This window comes from Streptomyces sp. NPDC052910 (assembly GCF_055585605.1).
The window spans coordinates 960,485-985,937 of record NZ_JBVJJR010000002.1; the positions used below are offsets into that span (position 1 = coordinate 960,485).

16 protein-coding genes are annotated in these 25,453 nt (G+C 73.9%); 4 read left to right on the plus strand and 12 right to left on the minus strand.

Annotated elements, in window-relative coordinates; translation table 11 throughout:
- A complete protein-coding gene (locus ACZ6X9_RS09750; RefSeq protein ID WP_469777393.1) occupies nucleotides 1-3,954 on the minus strand; it encodes a Pls/PosA family non-ribosomal peptide synthetase in 3,954 nt (1,317 codons plus the stop codon).
- Between the two features lie 297 nt (nucleotides 3,955-4,251).
- On the minus strand, nucleotides 4,252-5,889 hold the full coding sequence (locus tag ACZ6X9_RS09755) for an ABC-F family ATP-binding cassette domain-containing protein (RefSeq protein ID WP_469777394.1): 1,638 nt from the start codon (nucleotides 5,887-5,889) through the stop codon (nucleotides 4,252-4,254).
- Between the two features lie 353 nt (nucleotides 5,890-6,242).
- Between ACZ6X9_RS09755 and ACZ6X9_RS09760 the strand changes: the two genes are divergently transcribed.
- Entirely contained in the window at nucleotides 6,243-7,199 is a 957-nt protein-coding gene (locus ACZ6X9_RS09760; protein ID WP_469777395.1) for an NAD(P)/FAD-dependent oxidoreductase, read from the plus strand.
- Between the two features lie 256 nt (nucleotides 7,200-7,455).
- Here the strand turns inward: ACZ6X9_RS09760 and ACZ6X9_RS09765 are convergent, their stop codons facing one another.
- On the minus strand, nucleotides 7,456-9,423 hold the full coding sequence (locus tag ACZ6X9_RS09765) for a Xaa-Pro dipeptidyl-peptidase (RefSeq protein ID WP_469777396.1): 1,968 nt from the start codon (nucleotides 9,421-9,423) through the stop codon (nucleotides 7,456-7,458).
- A 76-nt stretch (nucleotides 9,424-9,499) separates the two neighbouring features.
- Nucleotides 9,500-11,401 (minus strand): Xaa-Pro dipeptidyl-peptidase, encoded by a 1,902-nt coding sequence (locus ACZ6X9_RS09770; RefSeq protein ID WP_469777674.1) that lies wholly within the window; start codon nucleotides 11,399-11,401, stop codon nucleotides 9,500-9,502.
- A 237-nt stretch (nucleotides 11,402-11,638) separates the two neighbouring features.
- Between ACZ6X9_RS09770 and ACZ6X9_RS09775 the strand changes: the two genes are divergently transcribed.
- The 3 genes from ACZ6X9_RS09775 (at nucleotide 11,639) to ACZ6X9_RS09785 (ending at nucleotide 15,411) form a co-directional block, all read left to right on the plus strand.
- Nucleotides 11,639-13,204, plus strand: a complete 1,566-nt coding sequence (locus ACZ6X9_RS09775) for a M1 family metallopeptidase (RefSeq protein ID WP_469777397.1) — start codon at nucleotides 11,639-11,641, stop codon at nucleotides 13,202-13,204.
- Nucleotides 13,205-13,730: 526 nt separating this feature from the next.
- The gene (locus ACZ6X9_RS09780; RefSeq protein WP_469777398.1) at nucleotides 13,731-14,570 is read left to right on the plus strand and encodes a MerR family transcriptional regulator; all 840 of its coding nucleotides are present in this window, start codon (nucleotides 13,731-13,733) and stop codon (nucleotides 14,568-14,570) included.
- A 256-nt stretch (nucleotides 14,571-14,826) separates the two neighbouring features.
- Nucleotides 14,827-15,411: a hemerythrin domain-containing protein gene (locus ACZ6X9_RS09785; RefSeq protein WP_469777399.1), complete on the plus strand. Its 585-nt coding sequence runs from the start codon at nucleotides 14,827-14,829 to the stop codon at nucleotides 15,409-15,411.
- 123 nt (nucleotides 15,412-15,534) lie between these two features.
- On the opposite strand, the gene ACZ6X9_RS09790 is transcribed toward ACZ6X9_RS09785, so the two are convergent.
- The 8 genes from ACZ6X9_RS09790 to ACZ6X9_RS09825 form a co-directional block, all read right to left on the minus strand.
- Nucleotides 15,535-17,727: a 3-hydroxyacyl-CoA dehydrogenase NAD-binding domain-containing protein gene (locus ACZ6X9_RS09790; protein ID WP_469777400.1), complete on the minus strand. Its 2,193-nt coding sequence runs from the start codon at nucleotides 17,725-17,727 to the stop codon at nucleotides 15,535-15,537.
- A gap of 349 nt (nucleotides 17,728-18,076) precedes the next feature.
- Nucleotides 18,077-19,291 (minus strand): acetyl-CoA C-acetyltransferase, encoded by a 1,215-nt coding sequence (locus ACZ6X9_RS09795; protein ID WP_469777401.1) that lies wholly within the window; start codon nucleotides 19,289-19,291, stop codon nucleotides 18,077-18,079.
- Nucleotides 19,292-19,689: 398 nt separating this feature from the next.
- Nucleotides 19,690-20,832 carry an acyl-CoA dehydrogenase family protein gene (locus ACZ6X9_RS09800; protein WP_469777675.1) on the minus strand — a complete coding sequence of 381 codons (1,143 nt, stop codon included), beginning with the start codon at nucleotides 20,830-20,832 and terminating at the stop codon, nucleotides 19,690-19,692.
- A gap of 8 nt (nucleotides 20,833-20,840) precedes the next feature.
- Nucleotides 20,841-22,034 (minus strand): CaiB/BaiF CoA transferase family protein, encoded by a 1,194-nt coding sequence (locus tag ACZ6X9_RS09805; protein WP_469777402.1) that lies wholly within the window; start codon nucleotides 22,032-22,034, stop codon nucleotides 20,841-20,843.
- Nucleotides 22,035-22,238: 204 nt separating this feature from the next.
- A complete protein-coding gene (locus ACZ6X9_RS09810) occupies nucleotides 22,239-22,607 on the minus strand; it encodes an MmcQ/YjbR family DNA-binding protein (protein WP_469777403.1) in 369 nt (122 codons plus the stop codon).
- 115 nt (nucleotides 22,608-22,722) lie between these two features.
- Nucleotides 22,723-23,646, minus strand: coding sequence for a dihydrodipicolinate synthase family protein (locus ACZ6X9_RS09815; protein ID WP_469777404.1), 924 nt, complete (start codon nucleotides 23,644-23,646; stop codon nucleotides 22,723-22,725).
- 263 nt (nucleotides 23,647-23,909) lie between these two features.
- Entirely contained in the window at nucleotides 23,910-24,695 is a 786-nt protein-coding gene (locus ACZ6X9_RS09820) for a hypothetical protein (protein ID WP_469777405.1), read from the minus strand.
- On the minus strand, nucleotides 24,689-25,435 hold the full coding sequence (locus ACZ6X9_RS09825) for an endonuclease V (RefSeq protein ID WP_469777406.1): 747 nt from the start codon (nucleotides 25,433-25,435) through the stop codon (nucleotides 24,689-24,691). Before ACZ6X9_RS09825 ends, ACZ6X9_RS09820 begins: the two co-directional genes overlap by 7 nt.
- Nucleotides 25,436-25,453: the final 18 nt, after the last annotated feature.

Consider the following 25,453-nt stretch of genomic DNA (forward strand, 5'->3'; position numbering starts at 1 on the left):
TCACGCGGCGGCCTCTCGCTGCGGTGCCGCCGCGGGCCGCTGCCCGGCGATGGGGTTGCCCGCCCAGCGGGTGCCCGGCGGGACGGTCTCGCCGCGCATGACGAGGGAGGACGGGGCGATGGCGGTGTGGGCGCCGACGGTGGTGCCCGGGAGCACGATGCCGTGCGGGCCGAGGGAGGCGCCTTCGGCGAGGCGGACGGTGTCCATGCGCATGATCCGGTCGTGGAAGAGGTGGGTCTGGAGGACGCAGCCGCGGTTGACGGTGACCCCGTCGCCGAGGGTGATGAGGTCGGTCTCCGGCAGCCAGTGGGTGTCGCACCACACGCCCCGGCCGATGCGGGCGCCGAGCGTGCGCAGCCACCAGTTCAGCACGGGGGTGCCGGTGAAGGGTCCCGCCAACCAGGGGACGGCGAGGGATTCCACGAAGGTGTCGAAGAGTTCGTTCCGCCAGACGAAGGAGCTCCACAGCGGGTGTTCGCCGCTCCGGAACCGGCCCATGAGCAGCCATTTGGCGGCGGTGGCGACGAGCCCGGCGAGGATGCCGCCGAGGAACAGCAGGGGGGCGGCGATCAGCGCGGCGAGCCCGAGGCCGCCGTGGGTGAGGGCCCACTGTTCGCCGATCAGCACCAGGTCGGCGAGGGCGAGGCCGCACATCAGCGGCAGGATCCGGCAGAGTTCGACGGCGGCGCGGGCCAGGACCAGCCGCCGGGGCGGGGCGAAGGTGCGTTCCGCGGCGGCGACCGTGGCGACGCGCGGCAGCGGCATGGCGGGCCGGCCCAGCCAGGAGGTGCCGGGCTCGCTGTGCTCGGGCGCGTCGGAGAGGACGCCGACCAGGCCGTGGTCGGGGACGGACCGGCCGGGGCTGATGATGCCGGAGTTGCCGAGGAAGGCCCGGCGGCCGACGTGCGCGGTCCCCAGGCGGAGCCAGCCGCCGCGCAGTTCGTAGGGGGCGACGAGAGTGTCGTCGGCGAGGAACGCGCCGTCGTCGACGGTGAGCAGGGACGGCAGCGGCAGGACGGTGGAGAGTTCGGCGCCGCGGCCGATCCGGGCGCCGAGCATCCGCATCCACACCGGGGTGGCGAGGCTGGCGTAGACCGGGAAGAGGTTGCGCCGGGCGCCGTCCAGCAGCCGGGTGATCACCCAGGCGCGCCAGGCGACTCCGCCGCAGGCGGGGTGGAGGCCGGCGCGGATGCCCCGGTTGAGGACGCGGACCGTGCCGGCGACGACGAGCGTCCAGCAGACCGTGGTGACCACGGTCAGGACGGGGACGGCGAGCAGCAGACTGACGGCGACCGAGGTGAGCGAGGCGCTGTCCTTGATCAGCCAGAAGGTGGCGGCGAGGGCGGGCACGGCAGCAAGGACGGGCAGCAGCGGCAGGCCGATGAGGGCCAGGGCGTAGGCGGCGGACCAGCGCCGGGAGCGTTCGCGGCGGGGCGCGGGCCAGTCCTCGGCGGGGCGGACCGGGCCGCTCGGGTGGTGGGCGGCGGCGTCCGGGCGGGCGGGCGATCCCACCCAGGTCTCGCCCGCCGGGACGTGGCCGTCGAGGCAGGCGCCGGGCGCGAGTTCGGCGCCCTCGCCCAGGGAGGAGCCGGGCATCAGCATGCTGCGGTGGCCGGCCCGGGAGTCGGCGCCGAGCCGGACCGGGCCGATGTGCAGGGTCTCGCCGTCGATCCACCAGCCGGCGACGTCGGCCTCGGGCTCGACGCTGCACCCGTCGCCGAACTCGGCGAGGCCGGTGACCGGGGGCATGGCGTGCAGGGCGACGTTCCGCCCGGCGGCGCAGCCGAGGGCGCGGGCGTACCAGCGGGCCCAGGGAGTGCCCATCAGGGCGGGCACGCCGAAGGCGGCCACGGTGCGTTCGGCGGTCCACAGCCGCAGGTGGACGCGGCCGCCGCGCGGGTGGGCGCCGGGGGTGATCCCGCGGGTGAGGACGCGGGCGGCGAGGGCGCCGATCGCGAACCGGCCGGGGGCGCTGAACAGCAGCAGCCAGGCGACGGCCACCAGCCACCAGGAGGTGTGGGGCGCCCAGACGCGCGGCGCGAGGATGCCGAGGAGGTTGTCGGCGACGGCGAGCCCGGTCAGGGCACGCAGCCCCTGGACGCCGTAGAGGACGGTCTGCACCAGGATCTGAGCGGCACCGGTGCGGCGGCGCAGCGGGCGGACGACCCGGCGGGGCCCCGGGTCCTCGACGGGCGTGTCGAGGGTGTCGATGTGCGCGGCCATGTCACGGAGGACGGTGTGCCGGTAGAGGCCGGCGACGGAGACGCCCGGGTGGTGCTCGCGCAGGGCGGAGGCCATGCGGGCGGCGGTGAGACTGGTGCCGCCCATGGTGACGAAGTCGGAGTCGGCGCCGGGCCGGACGCCGAGCAGTTCCTCCCAGAGGTCGGCGAGCCGGCCGGCCGTGCCGTGCAGTTCCCCGGCCGGCCCGGGCGCGGTACCGCCGGTGGTGGGGAGCGGCCAGGGCAGGGCGTTCCGGTCGACCTTGCCGGAGGTGCGGGTGGGCAGCTCGTCGACCTCGGCGAGGACGGGGACGAGTGCGGCGGGCAGCCGTTCGCTGAGCCGGGCGCGGGCGGCGGCCGGGTCGAAGGCGGGGCCGGGGACCAGGTAGCCGACGAGCAACTGGGAGCCGGACGGGGTGGTGCGGACCGCCGCGGCGGCGCCGCGGACGCCCGGGAGGTCGCCGAGGGCGGCGTCGATCTCGCCGAGCTCGATCCGCCGACCGCCCAGTTTGACCTGGTCGTCGGCGCGGCCGGTGAAGACCAGGCCCTCCTCGTCGGCCCGGACGAGGTCGCCGGTGCGGTAGGCGCGGTCGCTGCCGAGGGCCGGGCAGGGCCGGAAGCGGTCGGCGTCCTTGGCGGGGTCGAGGTAGCGGCCCACGCCGACGCCCGCGATCACCAGCTCGCCCTCGGCGCCGTACGGGACGGGCTCGCCGTCCTCGTCGATCACGGCGAGCTCCCAGCCGTCGAGCGGCAGGCCGATGCGGACGGGTTCGCCGGGCTCCATGCGGGCGGCGCAGGCGACGACGGTGGTCTCGGTGGGCCCGTAGGTGTTCCACATCTCGCGGCCGGGGACGGCGAACCGCTCGACGAGGCCGGCCGGGCAGGCCTCGCCGCCGACGATCAGCAGCCGCACCCGGTCCAGGGACTCGCGGGGCCAGAGGGCGGCGAGGGTGGGGACGGTGGAGACGACCGTGACGCCCCGCTCGACGAGCCAGGGGCCGAGCTCGTGGCCGGCTCTGACCAGGGAGCGGGGGGCGGGCACCAGGCAGGCGCCGTGCCGCCAGGCCAGCCACATCTCCTCGCAGGAGGCGTCGAAGGCGACGGAGAGGCCGGCGAGCACCCGGTCGCCGGGGCCGAGCGGCTCGTCCTGGAGGAAGAGGGCGGCCTCGGCGTCGGTGAAGGCGGCGGCGCTGCGGTGGGAGACGGCGACGCCCTTGGGGGCGCCGGTGGAGCCGGAGGTGAAGATGATCCAGGCGTCGTCCTCGGGCAGCGGCGTGCGGGGCCCGGCGGCCCCGGGTTTGCGGCGGCCGGGGGTGAGGGCGCCGTCGCCGGTGAGGACGGCGCAGACCTCGGCCTCGTGGAAGACGGTGGCGGCGCGTTCCTCGGGGTCGTCGGCGTCGACGGGGACGTAGGCGGCGGAGCAGCGGAGGACGGCGAGGATGGCGAGGTAGAGCTCGGCGGTGCCGGAGGGGATGCGGATGCCGACCCGGTCGCCCGGTCCGATGCCGGCCCGGCGCAGCCGCTCGGCCCGGGTCTCGACCTCGGCGCACAGCTCCCGGTAGGTGAGGACACCGGTCTCGGTGTCGAGGGCCGGGACGTCGGGGTGGTCGGCGGCCGTGGCGTCGAGGACGTCGATCAGGGTGCGTTCCCCCGGTGGCGGGGCGCTGCCGTACAGCGCCCGCCCCGCCGGCGGCGCCAGCGGGGTGGGGGTGGAACGGGAAAGAGTCGGGGACATGGCCTTACGCCTCGATTCGACGGTGGGGAAGCGGACGCCCCACGGACGTCCGCACCCACAGACGTCGCTCCGCGCCCACGGGTTCGTCAAAGCGTTGCCAACGTTCCGCATATCGAACGCGTGGCGGAGGTGCCTCGGGCGCACTCTTTTCCCACGGTACGTGCCGTTTCACCGGATAACCACGGTTTTCGGCCGGGCGGGTGATGGTGACGCCTTGGCGAAGAGTTGACCTGCGAAGGAAGGTTTTTTCGGTCGGAAATTCGCTCGAAAGGGGCAGGAAAACAGGGAACCGCGCGCTCAACGCTCCATAATGCGGCCGTCCTCGACCATGATCCGCCGGGTCGTGTGCACGGCGTCCAGCATCCGCCGGTCGTGCGTGACCAGCAGCAGCGTCCCGGAGTACGAGGCGAGGGCGGACTCGAGTTGCTCGATGGCGGGCAGGTCAAGGTGGTTGGTGGGCTCGTCGAGCACCAGCAGGTTGACGCCGCGGGCCTGGAGCAACGCGAGCGCGGCGCGCGTCCGTTCGCCCGGTGAGAGGGTCACGGCGGGGCGCAGCACGTGCTCGGCCTTGAGGCCGAACTTGGCCAGCAGCGTCCGGACGTCGGCGGGCACCAGCTCCGGGACGGCCGCCCCGAACGCGTCCAGCAGCGCCTCCGTGCCGAAGAACAGGGCCCGCGCCTGGTCCACCTCGCCGACGATCACGCCCGGGCCGAGCGCGGCCGAGCCCTCGTCCAGCGGGAGCCGGCCGAGCAGCGCGGCCAGCAGGGTGGACTTCCCGGAACCGTTGGCGCCGGTCACGGCGACCCGGTCGGCCCAGTCGATCCGGAGGTCCACCGGGCCGAGGGTGAAGGAGCCGCGGCGCACCACGGCCCCGCGCGCGGTGGCCACCACGTTGCCCGAGCGGGGCGCGGCGGCGATCTCCATCTTGAGCCGCCACTCCTTGCGCGGCTCCTCGACGGTCTCCAGCCGCTCGATGAGCCGCTCGGTCTGCCGGGCCTTGGACGCCTGCTTCTCGCTGGCCTCGGTCCGGGTCTTCCGGGTGATCTTGTCGGTGTCGTTGGCCTTGCGCCGGGCGTTGCGGACGCCCTTCTCCATCCAGTTCCGCTGGGTGCGGGCCCGGGCCTCCAGGGCGGCCCGGGTGTCCGCGTAGTCCTCGTACGCCTCACGGGCCTGCCGGCGGGCGCGCTCGCGCTCCTCCAGATAGGCGCCGTAGCCGCCGCCGAACAGGGTGACCTGCTGCTGCGCCAGGTCCAGCTCCAGCACCTGGTCGACGGTCCGGGTGAGGAACTCGCGGTCGTGACTGACCAGGACGGTGCCCGCGCGCAGCCCGGTGACGAAGCTCTCCAGCCGCTCCAGGCCGTCCAGGTCGAGGTCGTTGGTGGGCTCGTCGAGCAGGAACACGTCGTAGCGGCTGAGCAGCAGCGAGGCCAGTCCGGCACGGGCCGCCTGACCGCCCGACAGGTCGGTCATGGGCCGGTCGAGGCCGACGGTGAGGCCGAGCGAGCCGACGACCTCCTCCGCCCGCTCGTCCAGGTCGGCGGCGCCGAGCGCCAGCCAGCGCTCCAGCGCGGTGGCGTACGCGTCGTCGGCGCCGGGCGCGCCCGCGGCCAGGGCCTCGGTGGTGCTGTCGAGGGCGGCCTGCGCGGCGGCGACCCCGGTGCGCCGGGCCAGGAAGGCACGCACCGTCTCCCCCGGCCGCCGCTCCGGCTCCTGCGGGAGGTGCCCGACGGTGGCGGTGGGCGGGCTGGTCCTGACCGTGCCCTCGTCGGGCTCCGCGAGCCCGGCGAGCAGACGGAGCAGGGTGGACTTCCCGGCACCGTTGGCCCCGACGAGCCCGATCACGTCACCGGGCGCGACGACGAGGTCGAGCCCGGAGAAGAGGGTGCGGTCGCCGTGGCCGGCGGCGAGATTCTTGGCGACGAGGGTGGCGTTCATGTCGGGGGCGACTCTATCGGTGCGGGGCCGGGGGGCCGCCGCCGGTGCGGGGCGGGGGACGTCCGCCGGTGCGGGCGCCGCCCCGGCGTCGGGCGCCGCCGCGATTTTCAGCGTCCGCACCGCCGGGGGGCGGCGCGCCCGCGGGGGCCGTGGAGCCGGTGCGTCGCCGGGGCCCTCAGCCCGTCCGTCCGTCCGGGACCCTGTCCGTCGGAACCCTGTCCGTCCGGGACCCCGCCGGCACGGGTGGTGCGCGCGGGCCCGAGGGGCGCGTACTCCACGGTCGTGTGCCGAGCGCTCCCCCACCGCTCGGCAATCCCCGCCCAACCGGCCCGCCCTGTCGGTACCTTCACTCCATGGGGAGCGATGCGATCGTCGTGGGATCCGGTGTCATCGGCCTGACCACCGCCGTCGTCCTCGCGGAACGCGGTCTGCGGGTCGAGGTCTGGACCCGGGAGGCCGCCGCGCGGACCACGTCCGCGGTGGCCGGGGGCCTGTGGTGGCCGTACCGCGCAGAACCGGCCGGGGCCGTGGCCGCCTGGTCGCTCGCGTCCCTGCCGGTCCTGGCCGGTCTGGCCCGGCATCCGGAGGAGACCGGAGTCCGCATGGTGGACGGGGTGCACGCCGGCGCCTCGCTCGGCGAACTCGGCCCGTGGGCGGCCGGCGTGCCCGGACTGCGCGACGCGGCGCCGCACGAGATGCCCCGGGGGTACGACCGGGCCGTCCGCGCCCGCCTGCCGCTGGCCGACATGCCCGCCCACCTCGGCTACCTCCAGCGCCGCCTGGGCCGGGCCGGCGGCACGGTCACCCTGCGCCCGGTGGCCGCCCTGGGCGACGCCGCCCGCGCGGCCCCCGTCGTCGTCAACTGCGCCGGACTGGGCGCCGGCCGGCTCGCCGGCGACCCGGACGTGCACCCGGTGCGGGGACAGCTCGTCGTCGTCGAGAACCCGGGGATACGCGAGTGGTTCACCGTCGCCGAGGACGGCGCCTGCGACCCGGCCTACCTGCTCCCCCAGCCGTACGGCCTGGTCCTCGGCGGGACGGCGCACGCCCACGCCTGGGACCGGACCCCGGTGCCGTCCCTGGCCCAGGCGATCATCGCCCGGTGCGCCCGGATCCACCCGGATCTCACCCGCGCCCGCGTCCTGGCCCACCACGTCGGCCTGCGTCCCGCCCGCCCCCGGGTACGGGTGGAGGCGGAGCGGCTTCCGGGCGGGGCGCGGCTGGTGCACAACTACGGGCACGGCGGGTCGGGGGTCACCGTCTCCTGGGGGTGCGCCCGGGAGGCGGCGGAACTGGCGTCGGGGGCGTAGCGGGGGACGGACCGCGGGTCCGCCCCGCTCCGGCAGGGCGACGGTGGCGGCGCCGCCCGGGCGCGGTCCGGCCGCCTCACAGGCCGCGTCGGCGAGGTGGGGCTGCGGGACCCGGGGGCACGACGGAACGGCGCACGGAACCGCGGCGCGCCGGCCTCTCGCCGTCGTTCGCCGTCGTCGGATGAGCCGTGCTCCCAGCGGCGCGCGAGGGGCGTGCCGCGACCCGACGGGCCACGGCGCGCCCCCGGTGGAGCCGTCAGGGCAGTCGCGTCAGGCGCGGTGTCCCCAGGCCGTGCGGGTGGGCGGGCGGGGCCGGGGGCCGGACGCCGCCCTTCGTCGCGCGGACGAACGCCGTGTACCCGCCGACCAGCGGCAGGTTCGCCGAGGTCGCCGGCAGGTCGAGGGTCAACCGCGGGGTGGTGGAGGCGGGTTCGATGAGGCCGCGGTCGGTGCCCGCGACGATCAGTGCCAGCCGGTGGCCCGCCGGGACGACGTGGTCGGTCGCGGCGAGGTCGAGGGTGATGGTGTAGGGGGTGCCGGGGGTGACGGCCCGGGTGCGCTTGCCGCTCCCCCAGTGGCCGAGGTCGGCCCAGCCGCGGCTGAAGACGGTGTGGTCGACGCGGGCGGTCTTGGCCTCGGTCCGCTTGAAGCAGCCGGTGTCGCCGGGGGTGCCGGCGCCCCAGCAGGTGCGGTCGGCGAGGGTGGTGATGCCCTCGGCGTCGTCGGCGTAGTCGCGGATGGTGTCCGGGCCGAGGTCGACGAGGACCGCCGAGAGGTGGGCGGAGGCGGTGGACGGGGTGACCCGCAGCCGGACCGTGGAGGAGCCGGAGAGCCGCAGGTCGCGGGCGAGCGGGCGGGTGACGAAGCCGGCCTTCGACGGGGTGCTCCGGTCGATCGCCGTCGCCCAGTCGTTCTCGCCGAGCTTCGGGTCGTCGGTGAACTCGGCGGTGCTGCCCGGCCGGGCGGGGTCGAGGCCGAGGCTACCGGGGCCGCCCGGCCTGTCGGCCGGTCCCGCCGCCGGGCGCAGGGTGGTGGTCCGGGTGCCCGCGGGCGGCCAGACGCGGTCGGTGGTCCACTGGTCGGGGGCCCGCTCGACGTCGGCCATCGGCTCGCGCTCGACGCCGTTGTCGTAGCCCATCAGGTAGTGGTCGAACCAGCGGTGCAGGGTGCGCACCCAGGCGTCGCGCCGGAAGTCGAACGGGTCGACGTGCCCGGTCTGCGACAGCCAGATCTTCCGCTCGACGCCGTGCGCGGCGAGCGCGTCCCACCACTGGCCGAGGTGTTTGGTGCGGACGTTGAGGTCCTGCATGCCGTGCACGGCGAGGACGCTGGCGCGTACGTTGCCCGCGTCGCGGACGTAGTCGCGCTCGCTCCACAGCGGTGTCCAGTCGCCGTTGCGTGGCGCGCCCTTGACGAGTTCGCGCTGGACGTCCTGGCAGCGGGCGCGCGCCTCGTCGCTCTCGACGCGCGAGGCGAGGCCGTCGGGGCCGCCGTCGTAGAGGGCGGCGCCCTTGGCGAAGTAGTAGTCGTACCAGGAGCTGATGGCGCCGATGGGGACAATCGTCTTCAGGCCGTCCACGCCGGTCGCGGCGACACCGTTGGCGACGGTTCCGTCGTAGCTCTTTCCGATCATGCCGACGGCGCCGGTGGTCCAGTCCGCCGTCACGGTATCGGTGCCGGTGCGTGAACGGTGGGCGCGGGCGCGTCCGTTGAGCCAGTCGACGACGGCCTTGGCGGACTGGACGTCCGAGCGTCCGCCGATGTCGACACAGCCGTCGGAGCGGTTCGTTCCGGCGAGGTCGACGAGCACGACGGCGTAACCGCGCGGCACGAAGTAGTTGTCGTAGAAGAGGGGGAACTGTACGGGGGCGCCCTGGGCGTCGTACGTCTTCTTCTGGCTCTCGTTGCCGCGTCCGCAGCAGGAGTAGTACGGGCTGGCGTCCATGATCACGGGGACGCGGACGCCCTTCTCGGCGGCCTCGCGGGGCCGGATGATGTCCACGGCGACCCGGTCCGTGCGGCCGGCGCGGGTGGGCGCCTCGACCCAGACGGACTCACGGACGGCACGGTCGTAGGAGTAGACGGGTCTGCTCTCGCCCGCCTGTCTGCCGGGTGGCGCGGCCTGCGCGCCCGGCGGTGCGGCGAGGGAGGCCAGCAGGGCGGCGAGCGCCGCCAGGACAAACGTGGTCCAGGGTATGCGGGTGTTCCGCGTGGGTCTGCGCACGGGCGGGAGAGTACGCGGGTCGACTGCCGTGCAGAAGGGGGCTGACGGCAAGGGGCCGCCCCGCCGTGCCGCTGCCTCACGTCCGGTCCTCGCCGGTGGCGCGCGCGAGGGCCAGGGCGCCGCCCACCACGGGCAGCTCCGCCGAGCTGCCGCTCAGGTCCACGGTCAGCTTCGGCCTGGACGCCGGGGCGTCGATGTACGGCTTGTCCGTGCCGGCCACGATCAGCGCCAGCCGGTGTCCGGCCGGGACCACGTGGTCGGCCGAGCCGAGGTCGACGGTGATCTCGTACTGCCGCCCGGGCGTGATGTCACGCCGGGGGAAGCCCGCGTAGTGGCCGAGGTCGGCCCAGCCGCGGCTGAAGACGGTCTGCTCCACCTTCTTGGTGGCGGGCACGGCCTTCTTGAAGCAGCCGGTGTCGCCGGGGGTGCCGCTGCCGAAGCACTCCTTCTCCGGGAGGATCGAGACGCCTCCGCCGTTCTGGTAGTCCCGGATGGTGTCCGGGCCGAGGTCGACGAGGACGGCGGACAGCGTCGCCGAGTCGGTGCTCGGCGTGACCTTAAGCTTCACCGCACCGTGCCCGGACAGCCGCAGTGCGCGGTCGAGGGGCCTGGTGGTGAACGACGCCTTGGCCGGGGTCGGCCGGTCGGCGTCCGCCGCCCAGTCGAGCTCGCCCAGGGCGGGGTCGTCGGTGAACTCGGCCGTGCCCGGTCGTCCCGAGGGCTCGGTGCTCAGCGTTCCGACGCCCGCGACCTGCCCGGCGGACGGGTGCAGGGCGGCCTTGCCGGTGCCGGCCGGCGGCCAGCTCCGGTCGGTCGTCCACTTCTCGGGAGCACGCTCGACGTCGGCCATCGGCTCCCGCTCGATACCGTTGTCGTAGCCCATCAGGTAGTGGTCGAACCACCGGTGGAGGGTGGTCACCCACTCCTGGCGGCGGAACTCGAACGGGTCGGTGTGGGCGGCCGTCGAAAGCCAGATCTTGCGCTCGACACCACGCCGCGCCAGGGCGTCCCACCACGTGCCGACGTGCTGGGCGCGGACGTTGAGGTCCTGGAGGCCGGCGACGAGGAAGACACTGGCGCGGACCTTGTCCGCGTCGCGGACGTAGTCGCGCTCGGTCCACATGCCGGTCCAGTCGCCGTTACGCGGGGAGCCGTCGACGAGGGCCTTGTCCATGGCCTTGCAGCGGGCCTTGACCTCTTCGGTCTCGACGTACCGCGCGTGACCGGCGATGCCCTCGGTGGAGTTGGTGGAGGCACCCTGGTAGAAGTAGTAGGTGTACCAGGAGCTGGGACCCGCGATGGGCACGGCGGTCTTCAGGCCCTCGACACCGGTGGCGGCGACGCCGTTGACGACCGATCCCTCGTAGCTCTTGCCGATCATTCCCACGGAGCCGTCGGTCCAGCCGGCGTCGACACGGCTGTCGCCGGTGCGCGAGGCGTAGCCGTGCGCCCGGCCGTTGAGCCAGTCGACGACCGACTTGGCCGCCGCGACGTCCGAGGGGCCGCCCACGTCCGAGCAGCCGTCGGAGCGGTTGGTCCCGGGCGTGTCGACCTGGGCGACGGCGTAACCGCGCGGCACGAAGTAGTTGTCGTAGAAAAGCGGGAACTGTACGGGTCTGCCCTGCGCGTCGTACGTCTTGGTCTGGGCCTCGGGGCCGCGCCCGATGCTCTGGAAGTACGGGCTGGGATTCATGATGACCGGAACCTTGCGGCCCTGCTCGGCGGCTTCCCGGGGGCGGATGATGTCCACCGCCACCCGGTCCGTGCGCCCGTCGCCGTCGCTGTCCTTCCCCGTCTCCACGTAGACCGTCTCCCGGACCGCGCGGTCGTAGGAGTAGATCGGGGTGCTCCCCTCGGAGCTCCGTACGGCGGAGGCCGCCCGGGCCGTGCCCGGTGCCGCGACGAGGGCGGCCGTGAGCGCGGTGACAGCGACCGGAACTGTGCGTTTCAAAAAACTTGTGATGCGCGTGTGACGCATGTCGTTTGGCACGAGCGGACGCTAGCGCAGTCAACTCCCTTGCTTCAAGGGAGATATGACGTACCACCAGGTATGCCGGACCCCCGGTGCGGCCGGATCGTGAGGCTGTTTCCGGACAAGGCCACCATGACGGCCGGATGTCTGTTGCATGTCGGGACTCGCCATGGACATTCCCCCGCACAGGATGAGTGCATAGGCTGCGATCGATCTTCCGCCACCTACGAGTTGGAGTGTCTCGTGCGTCACAGACTCCTCGTCCCGAGCGCCGCCGCCGCTGCCGCCTTCCTGCTGCTCGCGGTCCCCGCCTCGGCGGCCGACGGCACCCCGGGCGCACCGGGTCTCGGAGACTCCTACTACCCCGACGCCGGCAACGGCGGCTACGACGTCTCCCACTACGACCTGCGCCTGAAGTACCAGCCGAAGACCGACCGGCTGGAAGGCACCGCGACCGTCACCGCCACCACCACGCAGGCGCTCTCCCGCTTCAACCTCGACCTGCTGCTGGACGTCAGCGAGGTGCTGGTCAACGGCAAGAAGGCCGCGTTCCGCAAGACCGGCACCCACGAGCTGGAGATCACCCCGGCCACGGCCCTGCCGCAGGGCAGGCACATCACCGTCGTCGTCCGCTACAGCGGTACGCCGTCCACGGTGAAGGTGAACGGCTCCTCCTCCTGGCAGCGCACGCCGGACGGCGGCATCGCCGCACAGGAACCGGAGTCCGCCGCCTGGTGGTTCCCGAGCAACGACCACCCGCGCGACAAGGCGACGTACGACATCTCGGTCGCGGTCCCCGACGACGTGCAGGCGATCAGCAACGGCGTGCTCGCGTCGAAGACGTCCAAGCTCGGCTGGACGCGCTGGAACTGGCGCTCCACCAAGCCGCAGGCGAGCTACCTGACCACCCTGGCCGTCGGCAAGTTCGAGATCACCACGGACACCACCGCCAACGGCCTGCCCGTGATCAACGCCTACAGCAAGGACCTGGGCGACAACCTGGACCCGGCCAAGGCGAGCGTCGAGCGGAGCGCGGAGATCGTCGACTGGGAGAGCACCGTCTTCGGCCCCTACCCCTTCACGGCCGTCGGCGGCTACGTGCCCAACGTGCCCACCCGGTTCGCGCTGGAGACGCAGACCCGGCCGTTCTACAGCCCGGCGCCCTTCGCCAACGGCGCGAACGTCTCGCTCGTCGTGCACGAGCTGGCCCACCAGTGGTTCGGCGACAGCGTCTCGGTGAAGAACTGGCGGGACATCTGGGTCAACGAGGGCTTCGCCTCCTACGCGCAGTGGCTGTGGTCGGAGAAGGAGGGCGAGGGCACGGCGCAGGAACTGGCCGACTACACCTACGCGTCCTACCCGGCCGACGACAAGTTCTGGACGGTCAAGCCGGGCGACCCGGGCGCGGACAAGCAGTTCGACAGCGCCGTCTACCAGCGGGGGGCCATCGCCCTCCAGGCGCTCCGCAACACCGTCGGTGACAAGGTGTTCTTCGAGACGCTGCGGAGCTGGACGGCGAAGAACCGGTACGGGAACGGCTCGGTCCAGGACTTCGTGACCCACGCCGAGCAGATCTCGGGCAAGAAGCTGAAGCCGCTGTTCGACACCTGGCTGTTCACCACCGTCAAGCCGAGCGCGGCGGAGGCGGCCAAGGCGGGCATCGGCCTGCCGGCGAAGGCCGGGGCGAAGTCCGGAGCCAAGGCCGACGCCCGGGCCCACAAGGGCGGCGCGGCGCTGACCGCGAAGAAGCCGGTGCGGCCCGCCTCCTGGCCGAAGATCCAGGACGCGCTGCGGACGCACGGTCACTGACCGGCCGGTCCGCCGACCTGCCGGCCGCCGGCCGCCGTGGCCCCCGCCCGGGGGGCCACGGGCCGGTGGTCCGGCAATCCGGGTTCGGTGGTCCGGGGTCCGGTGGTCCGGCAATCCGGGTTCGGTGGTCCGGGGTCCGGTGGTCCGGCAATCCTGGGCTCGGTGGTCCGATGGCCCACGACGACGGCCGGCCCCCGGGCCTGCGCTCGGCACAGCGCGCCGAACACCGCTTCGCCCCCGCCTCAAAGCCGCTTCGTCCCGGCCTCAAAGCCGCTCGTCCACGCCTCAGAGCCGCTTGGTCCCGGCCCGGACGGCTCCGCCGTACGCTCCGCCTCACCCGCTCCCGCCTCGGCCCTGTCCCCCGCGAGCCGCCCGCCCGGTCCGAAAGACCGGTCCGCTCTTACAGTGCCGGTGATACACCCCTACTGTTGCACTGCCGCGCCCCCGCAGGGCGCGCGGAGACGCATGTACGGGAGTGGCTGGAGCGGCCGGTGAGGTCCGAGAGCCGGAGAGTGAGGCACGGGGCATGGCCACGGAGACCGGGGAGCCGGACCTCCTCACCATCGACGAACTCGCCGCGCGCGCCGGCGTGACCGTCCGCACGATCCGCTTCTACAGCACGCGCGGGCTGCTTCCGCCGCCCGCCCTCGGCCCCCGGCGTGTGGGCCACTACGGCCCCGGGCACCTCTCCCGTCTCGCGCTGATCGAGGAGTTGCAGCACCAGGGCCTCACGCTCGCCGCCATCGAGCGCTATCTGCGCCAACTGCCGGAGGACCTGAGCGCCCACGACCTCGCGATCCACCGCGGAGTGGTGGCCTCCTGGATCCCGGACTGCGCCGAGGAGATCACCCACGCCGAACTGGAGCGCCGCACGGGCCGTCCGCTGACCGAGGACGACATCGCCAAACTCGCCGCGATGGACGTCCTGGAGCGCCGGCCCGGCTCCGGGGAGCCCGCGGAGGCGGCCCGCTTCCGCGTCGATCCGGGCCTGCTCGCACTCGGCACCCAGTTGCTGGCCGTCCCCGCGCCCCTGGACACCGTCCTCGCCGCGCGCACCGTGCTGCTGGACCACGCCCGGGCCACCGCCCACGAGCTGACCCGGCTGTTCCACGAGGAGGTCTGGGGCCCGTACCAGGCCCGGGAGACGGACCCGGCGGAGGTGGAGGCGATGAAGTCCCTGTCCGCGCACATGCAGCCGCTGGTGGTGCAGGCGCTGGTGACCGCGTTCCAGCGGGCGCTGCGGGAGGAGCTGCGGCGGACGTACGGGAACGACGAGGCGAGCGAGATCAACGGTGCCTCTGGGGCAAAGGGGGCCGACAGGACGGACCCGAGCACGCCGGGCGGGGACGGCGGCGCACCGGCCTGAACGGCCTCGGGTACGGCCTCGGGTACGCCGCGCTGCCCAGCCCCCACCGCTCGCCGCCCTCCGCCCTCTGCCCGTCCCGGCCCGCCGTGCCTCCCGCCCGTACGCCGCCTAGGCTGGAAAACCGGAGCCCGACGTTTCCCCGTGGCGTGCGCGGACATCCGCGAGACAAGTGATCGCCGGATCCGATCGCCGATCGCCGATCTCAGGATCACGATCCGCGCCCGAGACGATCCCGAGACGACAGGGAGGCAACCTCATGAGTGGTGCGAAGTCCGACCGGGAAGAGGCCGCCCGGCTGCCCGAGGGCGACGTCGTGGCCGTCCTGCTGGAGCAGCACGCCCGCATCCGGGAGCTCTTCGCCGACGTCAAGGCGGCGGAGGGGAAGCACAAGAAGCAGGCGTTCGACGAGCTGCGGGCGCTGCTGGCCGTCCACGAGACGGCGGAGGAGATGGTCGTCCGGCCGGTGGCCCGCGACACCGCCGGGAAGAAGGAGGCGGACGCCCGCAACGCGGAGGAGGCCGAGGCGAACAAGGTCCTCGCCCGTCTGGAGAAGATGGACGTCGACAGCCCGGAGTTCGACGCGGAGCTGCGCGAGTTCGAGAAGGCCGTGGTGGAGCACGCCGAGCACGAGGAGCGCGAGGAATTCCCCACGCTCCGGGAGGGCCGCGACGAGGCCCAGCTCAAGCGCATGGGCAGCATGGTCCGCGCGGCCCAGAAGGTCGCGCCCACCCATCCGCACCCGATGGCGGCCGGCTCCACGGCCGCGCAGTGGAGCGTGGGCCCCATCGCGTCGTTGGTGGACCGCACCAAGGACGCGATCAAGGGAGCCATGGCGCGCTGACCCGCGCCCCGAGGACGCCGCCCGGCGGAAGCGCGACCGCGCCGGGCGGCGTCCGTCGTGCGGGCCGGCCAGGGGCCGGCCCGTGAAGAACTGCCGGGATCAGCCCGTGAAAAACTGCCGGGATCAGTCCGTGAAGAACTCCCCCCGCTCCGCCTTCTCCAGCAGCAGCGGCGACGGCGCGAAGCGGTCGCCGTACGCCGCCTGGAGTTCGCGGGCGCGGGCGGTGAAGCCGGCCGGGCCGCCCGCGTACCCGTTGATGTACTGGAGGGCGCCGCCGGTCCAGCCGGGGAAGCCGATGCCGAGGAGGGAGCCGATGTTGGCGTCGGCGACCGAGGTGAGGACGTTCTCCTCCAGGCAGCGGACGGTGTCCAGCGCCTCGGCGAACAGCATCCGCTCCTTGAGGTCCTCAAACGGGACCTCGGCGGGCTTGACGTTCCGGCCGAAGTGCTCGGCCAGGCCCGGCCACAGCCCGGCTCGCCGGCCGTCCTCGTAGTCGTAGAAGCCGGCGCCGCCCGCGCGCCCGGTCCGTCCGAACTCGTCGATCATCCGGTCGATCACGGCGTCCGCCGGGTGCGGGGTCCAGGTGCCGCCCGCCGCCTCAGTGGCGCGCCGGGCCTCCTCGCGGATGCGGCGCGGCAGGGTGAGGGTGAGCTCGTCCATCAGGGAGAGCACCTTGGCCGGGTAGCCGGCCTGGGCGGCGGCCTGTTCGACGGTGGCGGCGGGGATCCCCTCGCCGACCATGGCGACGCCCTCGGAGATGAACCGGCCGATGACACGCGAGGTGAAGAAGCCGCGCGAGTCGTTGACGACGATGGGCGTCTTGCGGAGCTGCCGCACCAGGTCGAAAGCCCGGGCCAGGGCCTCGTCGCCGGTGCGCTCGCCCTTGATGATCTCGATGAGCGGCATCTTGTCGACGGGCGAGAAGAAGTGCAGCCCGACGAAGTCGGCCGGCCGCTCGACGCCCTCGGCGAGCAGGGTGATGGGGAGGGTGGAGGTGTTGGAGCAGAGCAGGGCGTCGGGGGCGACGACGTGCTGGATCTCCTGGAAGACCTTGTGCTTCAGGGCCGGGTCCTCGAAGACGGCCTCGATGACCGCGTCACAGCCGGCCAGGTCGGCCGCGTCGGCGGTGGGGGTGATGCGAGCGAGGAGCGCGTCCCGCTGCTCCTCGGTCGTCCGGCCCTTGGCCAGGGCCTTGGCGAGCAGTCCGGCCGAGTACTCCTTGCCCTTGCGGGCGTTGTCGAGCGAGACGTCCTTGAGGACGACGTCGATGCCGGCGCGTGCGCAGGCGTAGGCGATGCCGGCGCCCATCATGCCGGCGCCGAGCACGGCGACCTTGCGGACCTTCCGCTCGACCGGCCCGGCGGGCCGGCTGCGACCGGCGTTGACCGCCTGGAGGTCGAAGAAGAACGCCTGGATCATGTTCTTGCTCGTCTGCCCGGTGGCCAGGTCCACGAAGTACCGGGACTCGATGGTCGAGGCGGTCTCGAAGTCGACCTGGGCGCCCTCGACGGCCGCCGCGAGGATGTTGCGTGGGGCCGGGTAGGGGGCGCCCGACGTCTGCTTGACGAGCGTCGCCGGGAAGGCCGGCAGGTTGGCGGCGAGGGACGGGTGGGACGGCGTCCCGCCGGGCATCCGGTAGCCGTCGGTGTCCCAGGGCTGCCGGGACTCGGGGTGGGCCAGGACGAACTCCCGCGCCTTGGCGAGGAGTTCCTCGGCGCTGTCGACGACCTCGTGGACGAGTCCGGCCTCCAGCGCCCGCCGGGGGCTGTACTGCGTGCCCTGCACGAGGACCTTCAGCAGCGCGTCGGCGACACCGAGCAGCCGTACGGTCCGGGTGACGCCACCGCCGCCGGGCAGCAGGCCGAGGGTCACCTCGGGCAGGCCGATCTTGGAGCCGGGCGCGTCGAGGGCGATCCGGTGATGGCAGGCGAGGGCGATCTCGAACCCCCCGCCGAGCGCTGCGCCGTTGAGGGCGGCGACGACCGGGATGCCCAGGGTCTCGATGCGGCGCAGGTCCCGCTTGAGCCGCTCGGTCGCCTGGAACGCGGTCTCCGCGTCCTGCGGCCGGAGCGTGATCAGTTCGCGGAGGTCGCCGCCGGCGAAGAAGGTCTTCTTCGCGGAGGTGAACACGACGCCGCGGACGGACTCCCGCTCGGCCTCCAGGCGGTCGGCGACCGCCGTGAGGGACGCCTGGAAGTCACGGTTCATGGTGTTGGCGGACTGGTTCGGGTCGTCGAGGACGAGGGTGACGATGCCGTCGGCGTCCTGTTCCCAGCGGATGGTCTCCGTGGGGCCGGCGGGGCTTGTGGTGCTCATGGTGGGGATCTCCTGAAGGTCTGGGGCGGGTACGGCCTGTCGTCGGGGGCGCCGGTGGGTACGGCCTGCCGCCGGCGGGTACGGCCTGCCCGTAGGCGGCCGGGGGCGTGGGAGCAGGGCCGCGGGGGCGGGGCCGCGCGGGCGGCGGAGGGGCCGGGGCGGGCTTGGGACGGTGCGGGACGGGACGGGATCCTGGAGTCCGGGGCCGGGTGGGACCCTGGTGCTGGACGGAAACCGGCGTGGGTCGGAATCCGATGGGGGACGCGTCCGTGCGGGACGGCGCCGTTCGGGACGGCGTCCGTGCGGAACAGCACCCCTGCGGGACGGAATCCGGGAAACGGCCCGCCGCTCAGAGGCGCTCGACGACGGTCGCGACGCCCATGCCGCCGCCCACGCACAGCGTGACCAGCCCGTACCGCTTGCCCTGCCGCTCCAGCTCGTCGACGACGGTGCCCAGGAGCATCGCCCCGGTGGCGCCGAGCGGGTGCCCGAGGGCGATGGCACCGCCGTTGACGTTGATCTTCTCCAGGCCGATGCCCATGTCGTCGGCGAAGCGCAGCACGACGGCGGCGAACGCCTCGTTCATCTCGATCAGGTCGATGTCGTCGATGGTCAGCCCTGCCTTGGCCAGCGCCTTGCGGCAGGCGGGCGCGGGCCCCGTGAGCATGATGGTGGGTTCCGAACCGGAGACGGCGGCGGAGACGATCCGGGCGCGCGGGGTGAGCCCGTAGCGCTCGCCGACCCGCTCGTTGCCGATGGCGACGAGGGCGGCGCCGTCCACGATGCCGGAGGAGTTGCCGGCGTGGTGGACGTGGTCGATCCGCTCCACCCAGTGGTACTTGGCCAGCGCCACGGCGTCGAAGCCGGCGGCCTCGCCGATGCCGGCGAAGGAGGGCTTGAGCTTGGCGAGCGTCTCGGGCGTCGTGCCCGGGCGCAGGTGCTCGTCGCGGTCGAGGACGACGAGGCCGTTGCGGTCGCGGACGGGAACGACGGACCGGTCGAAGCGGCCCTCCTTCCAGGCCCGGGCGGCGTTCTCCTGGGAGCGGGCGGCGAAGGAGTCCACGTCGTGGCGGGTGTGGCCGCCGAGGGTGGCGATGAGGTCGGCGCTGACACCCTGCGGGACGAACCCGGTGGCGAAGTTGGTCATGGGGTCGCCGAACCAGGCTCCGCCGTCGGAGGCCATGGGCACCCGGGACATGGCCTCGACGCCACCCGCGAGGACCAGGTCCTCCCAGCCGGAACGGACCTTGGCGGCGGCCGTGTTGACGGCTTCGAGGCCGGACGCACAGAAGCGGTTCTGCTGGACGCCGGCCACGGTCTCCGGCAGCCCCGCGGCGACGGCGGCGATCCGGGCGATGTCCGAGCCCTGCTCGCCGACCGGGCTGACCACACCGAGCACGATGTCGTCGATCGCGGCCGGGTCGAGGTCCGGGAAGCGGCGCCGCAGCTCGTGGAGGAGCCCGACGACGAGGTCGATGGGCTTGGTGCCGTGCAGGGATCCGTTCGCCTTGCCGCGGCCCCTGGGGGTGCGGATGGCGTCGTAGACGTACGCTTCGGTGCTCAAGGTCGGCAGCCTTCCTGGGTACGGAGGGTGAGGGTCGGTGGGGGTGGGTTCTGGTCGGGTCGGTTTCCGAGCGGACGGGTTCTGGGCGGGCGGGTTCTGGTCGGATGCGGCGGGTCGGTTCGCCGGACGGACGAACGGACGGAGTGAGCGGAGCGGTTCGCCGGACGGATCGAATGTCGGGCCGGTCGGGCCGGTCGGGCCGGTCGGGCCGACCTGATCCGGGCCGACCCGATTTGAGTCGGATCGGATCCGAGTCGGATCGGATCCGAGTCGCATCGGATCCGAGTCGCATCGGATCCGAGTCGCATCGGACCCGACCCGGATCGGTCCGGATCCGCTGATCGACCGGGTCGGTTCAGGCGTACGGACCGGCGGATCCCGACCCGACGGCCGGCCGGTCAGGCCAGCAGCGAACGCCCGATGATCTCCTTCATGATCTCGGTCGTGCCTCCGTAGATCGTCTGGATCCGGCCGTCGGTGAAGGCGCGGGCCACCGGGTACTCCGCCATGTACCCGTACCCGCCGTGCAGTTGGAGACAGCGGTCGGCGACACGCTTCTGCAGCTCGGTCGCCCACCACTTGGCCATCGACGCGTGGGCGGCGTCGAGCCGCCCCTCGACGTGCTCCTCCACGCAGCGGTCGACGAAGGCGCGGGTGACGGCGCACTCGGTCGCCATCTCGGCGAGCTCGAAGCGGATGTGCTGGAACCGGGCGAGCGGCCGGCCGAACGCCTCCCGCTCCTTGACGTACCGCGTGGTGATCTCCAGCAGGTGTTCGGCCGCCGCGGCGGCGGCGACGGCGATCTGCAGCCGCTCCTGCGGGAGGTTGGCCATGAGGTGGCCGAACGCGCCGTGGAGGTCGCCGAGCAGGTTCTCCTTGGGGACGCGGACGTCGGTGAAGAAGAGCTCGGCGGTGTCCTGCGCCTTCTGTCCGATCTTGGCGAGGTTCCGGCCCCGCTCGAAGCCCTCGGCGCCCCGCTCGACGACGAGCAGGCTGAGCCCCTTGGCCCCGCCCTCGGGGGTGGTCCGGGCGACGACGATCACCAGGTCGGCGAGGATCCCGTTGGAGATGAACGTCTTGGAGCCGTTGAGCAGCCAGTGGTCGCCCCCGTCCGTGGCCGTCGTACGGATCCCCTGGAGATCGGATCCGGCTCCGGGCTCGGTCATGGCGATGGCGGTGACGGTCTCGCCGCTACAGAAGCCGGGCAGCCAGCGCCGCTTCTGCTCCTCGGTGCCGAGGGAGGTCAGGTACGGCCCGATGATGTCGTTGTGCAGCCCGGCGGCGAACCCGGCCACGCCCGCGCGGGCGAACTCCTCGGCCAGGACGGCGCCGAACCGGAAGTCGGGGGTGCCCCCGCCGCCGTACTCCTCGGGCACGGCGAGGCCGAGCAGCCCCTGCTTGCCGGCCGCCCGCCAGACGTCGCGGGAGACGACGCCGTCCTCCTCCCACCGCTCGTAGTGGGGCGCGACTTCCCGGTCGAGGAAGGTCCGCACGGTGGCCCGGAAGGCGTCGTGCCGGTCGTCGAAAAGCCGGCGCTTCATCTTTTCCATCACTGCGGGCCCTTCTGTAGGAGACCGGGGACGTCCCAGTCGCGGGCGACCTCGTCGGTGTGCGCGCCGGGCGGCGCGGGCGGCCGGCGGAGGGAGCCGGGGGTGGCGGAGAAGCGGGGGGCGGGGGCGGGTTGGACGACGCCGTCGCGGTCGGCGAAGGTGCCGCGGGCGGCGAGGTGCGGGTGGCCGGGGGCCTCGCGCAGCGAGAGGACGGGCGCGACGCAGGCGTCCGTCCCCTCGAAGACCGCCGTCCACTCGGCCCGGGTGCGCCTCCGGAACCGCTCGGCGACGGCGGCCCTGAGCTCCCCCCACCGGCCGGGGTCGTCCCGCCCGGCGGCGGCCTCGTCGTCCAGTTCCAGCAGTCGGACGAACTCGGCGTAGAAACGCGGTTCGAGCGCCCCGACGGCCATGTGTCCGCCGTCGGAGGTCTCGTACACGCCGTAGAACGGCGCACCGCCGTCCAGCAGGTTGCCGCCACGCCGGTCCTGCCAGGCGCCGGCGGCGAGCATGCCGTGGAGCATGGCGGTGAGGTGGGCGGTGCCGTCGACGATGGCGGCGTCGACGACCTGCCCGCGGCCGGTGGACCGGGCGTGGAGCAGTGCGGCGAGCACGCCGACGACGAGGTACAGGGAGCCCCCGGCGTAGTCGCCCAGCAGGTTGGCGGGCGGATACGGCGGCCCGCCGGCCGGCCCGGTCAGCCCGAGCGCGCCGGTGACGGCGATGTACCCGATGTCGTGCCCGGCGGCCGGCGCCAGCGGCCCGTCCTGCCCCCACCCGGTCATCCGCCCGTACACCAGCCGGGGGTTGCGCTCGAGACACGGCCCCGGCCCGACGCCCAGCTTCTCGGCGACCCCGGGCCGGTACCCCTCCAGCAGCACGTCGGCCCGCTCGACCAGACCGAGCACCGCCTCCGCTCCGCCGGCCGCCTTCAGATCGACGCGGACGGACCGCTTGTTGCGGTGGGTGACGTCCCGCCGCGGATCGATCCCCAGCCCCGCCCCGCCGGGCCGGTCGACCCGCACCACGTCGGCCCCCAGGTCCCCCAGCAGCATCCCGGCGAACGGCCCCGGCCCGATCCCGGCCAGCTCGACGACCCGAACCCCGGCGAGCGGACCGCCGCCGGGCCTGTCCTGCGGAACTGCCGAATCCGCCGGAGCTGCTGGAGCTGCTGGAGCTGCTGGAGCTGCTGTCATGGGGACCCCAGGGGCCGTGCCGGGCACGTGCTGAGCGCGCCCGGGCGATCGTCTGTGACAAGACTGCTGTAACACCCGCGATGCTAAGAACGTGTTCCATTTTCCACAAGCCCCGCCGTGCCGGACCCGGCCCCGCCAAAGCGCTTGGACCCACCCGCATTTGACGGACGGACGGCCGAACCGGCGGACGACGACCGCGACGCGTCAGCCGTCGAGCCGGGCGACCAGACGCTTCGGCGCGATGGTGCGATAGCTCTCCTCCACCCAGTCGCACAGCAACTCCACGGACGGCCCCCCGGCCACGAGCGGCACGGAAACCCACCCGGCGCGCCCCAGCCCGTACCCCGTCGGCGCGGCCCCGGGAACGGCGAGGGCATGCCCGTGAACCTCCTCGTCCCGCAGCTTGACACTGATCCCGGGACTCTCCGCGCCCTCGGCCCCCAGAAATACGAAGATCTTCCTGTTGACCTTGACGACGGCACTCTCGTCCCAGGGAAACTCCTCGACGGCCCCGGGGAGCGAGAGGGCGAATTCGCGGATCCTGGCCCGGGCGGTGTGTGACGGGGACGGCATGGGCGCTCCGGTGGTGGGTGCGGTGATCTTTACCCGGCCACGCTAGGGGGTGGCTCCCCCGCGCTCCCGCCGCCCCCTCGCCACGCGGCCGTCCGCACCAGGCGGGAGCGCCCGTTCACAGCAGTCCGCCCTCCTCCAGCAGCCGCCGTACCTCTTCCACACCCTCCTTCGGGAGCGGTCGCAGCGGGGCCGCGGTGGTGGGGTGGTCGATGATGCCGAGGAGGTGGAGTGCCGTCTTGAGGCCGCCTACGGTCGCTGCCGTGCCGCTCATGGTCGTGGGGTCTCCCACGTGGATCAGGGTCTGGAGGGTGGCGAGCCGGTCCTGTTCGGCGACCGCTTCCGGCCAGCGGGCGGCGCGGGCGTGGGTGTGGAGGCGGGTGTAGGCGGCCGGGTCGACGTTGCCGAGGCCGGGGACGACGCCGTCGGCGCCGAGCAGGAGGGCGGCGTCGACGGTGAGTTCGGAGCCGGTGAGGACGGAGAAGTGGTGGTCCAGGCCGCGGCAGCGGAGGGCCACCAGGAGGTGGCGGAGGGTGTCGAGGTCGCCGCTGCTGTCCTTGAGGCCGACGAGGGTGCGGTCCTCGGCGAGGTCCAGGAGGACGGTGGGCGGCAGCTTGGTGTGGACGCGGGAGGGGATGTCGTAGGCGAGCAGGGGCAGGGCGGTCTCGGCGTGGATGCGGCGGAAGTGGCCGGCCGTCTCGGCGGGGTGGGTGTCCGTATAGAACGGCGCGGCGGCCACGAGGGCGTCGGCGCCCAGGCCGGCCACCTCCCGTGCGCGCTCCACGACGCGCGGTGTGGTCGTGTCGATGACCCCCGCGAGGACGGGGACGCGCCCACCGGCCGCCTCGACGGCGGTCCGGACGACCGTGCGGCGCTGCTCGTCGGTGAGGAAGACGGCCTCGCCGCTGGTGCCGAGCACGAACACCCCCGAGGCGCCGCCCTCCAGGACGTACTCGACCAGTCGGCGCAGGGAGCCGGTGTCGACGGCGCCGTCGGGGGTGAGGGGGGTGCACAGGGGCGGGATGAATCCGGTCGGGCGCACGGGGTCCTCCGGGACGGCGGGGTCGGGGGGGCAGGGGAACGGTGGGGCGGGGGAATGGTGGGGCGGGCCGGCGTCTGGTGCCTACCCCACGCGGTGCCTGCCCAGCCCGGTGCCTGTCCAGCTTTCGGCGCTGCCCAGCCCAGCGTCTGCCCAGCCTGCGGACCGGTCAATGGACCGATCAGCGGACCGGTCAGTGAGCCGGCCTGTGGGCCGGCCTGGGCCAACCTGTGGGCCGGACGCTCGGGTGTCCCCCGCCCCCCCGTTCAGTCGTCCTCCCCGGGCCACGTGCCCAGCGCACGGGCCAGTCGATCGCTCTGTTCCCGGGTGATGCCCTGGGCGGGGTGTCTGCCGCACCGCGGGCTCCCCGGCTGGTCGCAGTGGAGGATGCCGGGGTGCGGTTCCCGGCTGCCCGAGAGCGGGGAGGCTGTGAGGAACGTCCACTCGGCCGGTTCCCACAGCGGGTGGTCCGTGAGGAGCGCCTCCGCGAGGCCCGGGGCCAGTGCGGCCGGGACGCCCGCCCGTGTGAGGGCATCGCCTACGGTCTCCGTGGCGTCGTCGGGCAGGTCCCGGTCGCCGAGGGCGGGCAGCAGGAGGAGCAGGCGCGCGTGCTCGGCGTGGATTCCCGGTGCGCCGGGGTCGGGGGTGCGGGCCAGGTGCGTCAACTCCCGCCAGGACAGGCCGGGACCGGCCTGGTGGCCGTCGAGGGTGGCCAGGTGGCCGTGGCGCCTCCACTCCGGGTGGGTGACGAAGAACTCCGTGCCCGGGTCGTCCGGAATGTTGCGGCAGAGGACGACCACCGTGTGACCGTCCGCGAACGGGATGCGGAAGACGGGCCACCGGTCCTCGTCGGCCAGCGCGTCCCAGGCGGCGTCGGCGTCGGCCCCGTCGACCCCGAACCACTCCGGCACGGGGTCGTACTCCTCCGTCCCGCTCAGCCCCAGCAGGTAGGCCGCCCAGAACCCGGGCAGCGCCGGGAGGCCGTCCCCCGCCACCAGGGGAGCGTTCTCGAATCCTTCGACCTTCAGCACGGTTCCTTCGACCGTCAGCACGGTTTCGGGCTCCCCGACTCCTTCGACGCCCCCGCCACCGCCTCCCGGAGCGCCGACCGGCACAGGGCGTCCGCCGCGCGCGTCGTCTCCGGGAGGCGGTAGTGACGGGCCAGGTTCAGGACGTGGGCGCAGGCGCGGTCCAGGTCGACGCGGTGGCCGACGGAGACGTACACCGGTTTGACGCCCTCCCGCGTGCGCAGGGCGCGGCCGACCTCCTCGTCCCCGTCCAGCAGGGGCGCCGCGTCGCCCCGGGCCGGTCCGGGCGGCGCGTGGCGGAAGGTGAACGGGTTCTTCGCGACCCCGATCGCCGGCAGTCCCGTCAGCACACCCAAGTGTGCGGCGAGGCCGAAGCGGCGGGGGTGGGCGAGGCCGTAGCCGTCGCAGACGACGAGGTCCGGGGTGACGGACAGCCGGTCGAGGGCGGCGAGGACCGTCGGGATCTCACGGAAGGCGAGCAACCCGGGGACGTAGGGGAACGCCACCCGGCCGACGGCCGTGGCCTCGGCCACGACGCGCAGGGTGCGGCTGTCGAGGGCGACGGCCGCCGCGGCGACGAGGTCGCGGTCGTCGTCGTAGGCGACGTCGACGCCCACGGCGGTCAGGTCCGCGCCGGGTGCGGGGCCAGGCTCGTCGAGGATGACGCGCTGCCGGAGCGCGTTCTGGACGGCGAGCGCCTCCGCCTCGGTGGCGGGCCAGCCGGCGAGCGGTTCACCGGTCGTGTCATCAGTCGTGTGGTTCATGGCGAGGACACCGTACGG